Origin of the sequence: Acidiphilium iwatense (assembly GCF_021556475.1) — a bacterium.
In the GTDB taxonomy this organism is placed as follows: domain Bacteria; phylum Pseudomonadota; class Alphaproteobacteria; order Acetobacterales; family Acetobacteraceae; genus Acidiphilium; species Acidiphilium iwatense.
On record NZ_JAKGBZ010000112.1, the window covers coordinates 1 to 2,880 of the forward strand.

Annotated in this window: 3 protein-coding genes; 1 reads left to right on the top strand and 2 read right to left on the bottom strand. The window is 61.8% G+C overall.

Features of this window, described 5'->3' with window-relative positions:
- Window positions 1-143: 143 nt before the first annotated feature.
- Complete coding sequence (locus tag L2A60_RS20135; RefSeq protein WP_235706241.1) at window positions 144-815, top strand: hypothetical protein; 672 nt, start codon at window positions 144-146, stop codon at window positions 813-815.
- A 98-nt stretch (window positions 816-913) separates the two neighbouring features.
- Here the strand turns inward: L2A60_RS20135 and thiO are convergent, their stop codons facing one another.
- Together thiO and L2A60_RS20145 are read right to left on the bottom strand one after the other, a co-directional pair.
- A complete protein-coding gene (gene thiO, locus L2A60_RS20140) occupies window positions 914-2,047 on the bottom strand; it encodes a glycine oxidase ThiO (RefSeq protein ID WP_235706242.1) in 1,134 nt (377 codons plus the stop codon).
- An 85-nt stretch (window positions 2,048-2,132) separates the two neighbouring features.
- Window positions 2,133-2,639: a hypothetical protein gene (locus L2A60_RS20145; protein ID WP_235706243.1), complete on the bottom strand. Its 507-nt coding sequence runs from the start codon at window positions 2,637-2,639 to the stop codon at window positions 2,133-2,135.
- Window positions 2,640-2,880: the final 241 nt, after the last annotated feature.

Below are 2,880 nucleotides of genomic sequence, written 5' to 3' on the forward strand. Positions count from 1 at the left end.
CATCCCCACCATGCCGGAGCCTCGCCTGCTGCCACTGGTCCAGAAATTCGCCGATATGCTCGCCGACCTGCCCGTCTTCGCCGAGACTTTCGGGGCAGTGTGAAAATGAGGGGAGTCTTGAGGTTATCCCCTGGAGGACGATGATGAGCGTCGCCAGTGTGAGTCTACTATTCTCTGTTTTTGCACTGGCTGTAAGCGGTATCAAATTTTGGCGAGAATCGGGGAGGAAGGATAAGCGGCTCCGACCGACTGCTATTCTGCACGCACTGCGTGATATCATAACACTTCAAAACCTCGGAGGAGGTGGTCGGATCTGTAGCGATCACGATAAAAGCTTCTCGATGCTGCGGCGGCGATTCCACCATGCCATGGCCTATGGTTTCTTGCTCTGTTTCTTGGCGACCTGTACCGCGACCGTTTACGCGCATTTCTTCGACCAACCAGCACCCTACCCACTATTCAGCCTACCAGCTCTGTTTGGCACGATTGGTGGTACCGGGCTCATTATCGGCACATCGGGTCTTATCTGGGTGAAAATAATCAGTGATCCTGCCCCTGCTGTGGCACGGCTGATGAACACCGACTTTGCCTTGCTCGGGTTGCTCTGGCTAGCTGCGATGACCGGCCTCCTGTTGCTTGCTATGCGCGCGACACCCGCCATGGGCGTCCTGCTTGCGCTCCATCTAGGCACTATCCTCGCGCTATTCCTGCTGCTTCCCTACAGCAAATTTGTCCATGGCTTATACCGTGGTCTTGCCTTGCTTCGCGCCGCCGCCGACCGCTCACAACTCGATCCAAAGAATAGCTCTCCGTAGTTTCAACGTCACCGTTACGTGGACGGGGTTCTCGGGGTGACGAGAATGATTTTAGGAGATTGCAGGAAATCACCCAACCCGAATAAACGACTCTCCACTCATGTCACTTTCCCATGCGCCGAGCGCTCTCCGGCAAATCGTTCGAGTGAAAAAGCTGCGATCCTTGGATCGAGGCGATTGTCCAGAATCGTCGCCGCCATCGCATCGGCGCTCACCGGCGTGAGCAGGATGCCGTTGCGATGATGTCCCGCCGCCACGAACAGGCCGGGTAGGCCAGCCGGACCGAGAATCGGCGCGTCGTCCCGCGCGCCGGGGCGAAATCCGACCCAGGTCTCGATCACTGGCAATTCCTCGATTCCCGGCAGCGCGCGCCAAGCGCCATCGAGCAGTGTATAGAGGCCGCCGGCGGTGATCGTGGCATCGAACCCACGCTCTTCGACGGTCCCCCCCACGATCAGGCGACCATCCGCGCGCGGCACAAGATAGGCGCGCGGCGCCCAGACCACGTGGCGGACCAGGGGATTCGCCTTATCCATCTGGACCGCCAGCATCTGCCCTTTCACTGGCCGAATCGGCAGGCGCGGGATCGGCAGATCAATTCCGGCCGACCATGCACCGGCTGCCACCACCACCGTATCAGCCGCATGCGTGCCATCCGCGGTGATGACTCCGGTGGCGCGGCCCTGCGCGGCGTCGACCCCAGTGATCGGGCAGTGTTCGTGCAGCATGCCGCCGGCCTGGAGGAATGCCCGTTTCAGCGCGATTGCTACCAGCCGGTTGTCGACCTGGATATCGCCGGGCGAAAAGATGGCGCCTGCCAGATTGGGCGAAAGATACGGCTCCCGCTCCCGCGCTTCTGCAGGGGTAAGCCATTCCAGGGCCACGTTCTGTGTACGCTGGAACGCCATATCGTGCCGCAGCTTCGCCGCATCGTCGCGGTTAAGGGCGATAATCAGCGTGCCCTCACGGCGCAGCCCAATCTTCATGCCGGAAGCGGCTTCAAGTTCTGCCGCAAAATCCGGCCACAGGGCGAGGCTGTCGCGGTTGAGCGCTCCGAGAGCCGCTTCGCCGGGCTCGGTCTCGCAACCGGCGGCGAGCATCCCCGCCGCCGCCCAGCTCGAACCATACCCAGCTTCGTCGCGATCGAAGACATGCACCTCGGCATCGCGCGCGGTCAGGCGCCAGCCGATCGCGAGACCAATCACGCCACTACCGATGATCGCGACCTTCATCGAATCACTCCGCCGCCTGGCCTTCCACGTAGATCCGGCTGCCGCCCCCTCGGAACTCGGTGCTCTTCTGCTCCATCCCGGCCACTCACTCGCCATCCGCCCGGTGCTCGGCGGCCCCATTGGCCACCTGAATCCGGCCGAGATTCTTCCGGTGGCCGACGAAGATCTTTTCGGTGGGGGATACCGGCACAGGTATACTTGTATTGCATGACCGTCGGGCCATCGCCCCGGTCAGCAGCGTGCGGGTTGGCGGGCAGGGTGGCACGAGCTTGTCAGCCGCTGCGGAGCCGTTGTCCTCCGGCTTGACCGCGCGGGCATCCATCGTCTCGAATCCGCGCTGCGCGAACTTCGGCCCACGCAATTGCGGCAGGCCGCCATCGAAATCGAGCATGAAACCGGAATCGGTGAACGGGCCCGACGGGTCGTAGAGCCGGAACGGTGCGTGGCGGGAAGACGGATGCAGATCGACGGCGCGGAACGGTCCGCCGATATCCGGACGATCGGGCGGCGACGAATAGAACTTGCGATAGATCTTGCGTGAGTCGGCAACCGAGCCGGTCGTGACGATGGCGGGCTTGGTCTGCACGGTCATGGCGCGCTCCTCTCAGAGACAATGTTTGGATGGGCCGGTAGGGTCGGACCACCAGGAGCGGCCAGATGTTCTTTGAGGCGCGACATCAGCTCGACTAGGGTGTGTCGTCATTTGACCGGGGGGGATTGAACAAAACCGCTCTGCGGTAGTGATTTCCGGCTGATTTTGCGGCGCCGTTGATGGCGCACTTCACGCGACGGTCTCCTGTCTGAGAAGTTTGGGTTGCCATCCCAACCTCAGC

Excerpts from the sequence above, each read along its gene's own strand:
- L2A60_RS20135 (WP_235706241.1), top strand. The coding sequence starts at position 144 with ATGAGCGTCGCCAGTGTGAGTCTACTATTCTCTGTTTTTGCACTGGCT.
- thiO (WP_235706242.1), bottom strand. The coding sequence starts at position 2,047 with ATGAAGGTCGCGATCATCGGTAGTGGCGTGATTGGTCTCGCGATCGGC.
- L2A60_RS20145 (WP_235706243.1), bottom strand. The coding sequence starts at position 2,639 with ATGACCGTGCAGACCAAGCCCGCCATCGTCACGACCGGCTCGGTTGCC.